Raw genomic sequence first — 1,679 nt, 5'->3', positions numbered from 1 at the left:
TGGTAACCGTTGCGCAAGCCCTTGAACAGCAAAAAAGAGACCTCTTTTAAGCCCTTTTTAGGGGCTTTTTGTTTTTAGGACGACTGGGCAATCTAGATTTTTGGGCAACCCTACAAGTGTTTTTTCAAGTTCTTGGCACCTGTTTTTTATAAAAAATAACAAAGCAAGTTTCCCGGTCCCGCTCTTTACCCGTTTTTGGGCGAATTTCAGGTACTTTTTCAGGTTATAGGCGATAGCCGATAGGTGCATCACCTTGTTGGCCTGTTTTAGCCCAATGGTATTTATCTTCCTGAGCCCCATGAACTGGGTAAGGGTGCCGAAAACGGGCTCTACCGTACTCTGCCGCTTGCCCTTCATATACCTGCCCTGTGGGCTCTCCACCCTTGCTATGTTCCTTTCGTACTCGGCCCGGTAATAGGTAACGCTGAACTTCTTTTCCTGTGCCGACTTGCCCAGGCACCGTTCCCGTAAGGGACAGCCAAGGCAGACATGCTTTCTGGCGCGGTACTCCTTCTTCTTTGTCTTGGTGCGGCTGTCTAGGAAAACCTTGGTGAAGGGAATCACCTTGCCCTGCGGACATAGATAATGGTCATCTTCTTCAACGTACACAAAACCTTCGGGACCGCCCTTGTAGGTGCCGTGCGGGGGAATGAAGCTCTTTAACCCTGTTTTCTCCAAAAAGGCATAGTTCTCCCCGCTACTGTAACCAGTGTCCGCTACGCAGTTCTCCCATACCAGGCCTTCTTTCCAGAGCCTGCGCTTTACACGCTTTACGATGTCCGGGAGGTGTTGGTTGTCCTTCCCGTCCGCATGGTAGGCCCTGATGTCGGTGATCACATGGTTCGCCGTATCCACACTGAGCTGGCCCAGATAGTTCAGCTTTCTCGCCTTGCCCGGTTTTACGCTTATACGCGCATCGGGGTCCGTGGGACTGTAGTGTGTTTTGTTACTGGTATACTTGGCCCCCTTGTTGCCCGCCCCCGGCCGTTGGTCCTGGTCCTTCGCCCATTTCCTGTTCCTGCCCTTTATGGCGGAGAGCTCATTAGCGTTGGCGGTAACACTTCGTTGTCCTTTATCGGACCTGTCGCCCTTGCTCTTGCGGTGGGGCACTTTTTTATCCATCGAACTAAGGACCCGCACCTTCCGCAGGTGTTCTTGCAGCTCTTCCTCCGGCACCTTCAGTTCCAAGGTATCCATGCTCGCGTTCGCCTTTACCGGCGCACTGTCAATCGCCTGGGTATGCCCGCTGACCATACCCTTGTCCGCGCATATACTTAAAACCTTGGTGAAGACTTCCTCGAACACACTTTCCGGGTACAGTTGACGGGTACGGCTTATCGTAGAATGCCAGGGCAGCTCCTCGTCGATATCGTAGCCGATGAAGTAAAGGATGTCCAAGCGCATCGAACAATGGTCGATCAGCTTGCGGTCGCTGATAATGTTCTCCAGATAGCCCACGAGACAGAGTTTGAAGAAGACCACTGGGTCGATGCTCTTCTGGCCGCTTTCGCCATAATACCCCTTGGTCAACGAGTAGAGAAAGTCAAGGTCCAAAGCCCCTTTTAAACGCCTGTAGAAATTGTTCTTGGGTATACGCTCGCTCAATTGGAAGCTCGCAAACAGTTTTTCCTGGTAATCCTTTTTTCCCTGCATACCTAAAGTTAACGCCCCAACGTTAA

Annotated in this window: 1 protein-coding gene; it reads right to left on the bottom strand. The window is 51.5% G+C overall.

From position 1 onward, the window contains the following. Positions 1-57: 57 nt before the first annotated feature. Positions 58-1,679, bottom strand: a 1,622-nt coding sequence (locus tag FBT53_RS15900; RefSeq protein WP_240729854.1) for an IS1182 family transposase, incomplete at its 5' end; no start/stop codon positions are given.

This window comes from Flavobacterium sp. ASW18X (assembly GCF_005144745.1).
GTDB lineage: Bacteria > Bacteroidota > Bacteroidia > Flavobacteriales > Flavobacteriaceae > Croceivirga.
This window is presented reverse-complemented; position numbering and strand designations above follow the sequence as displayed.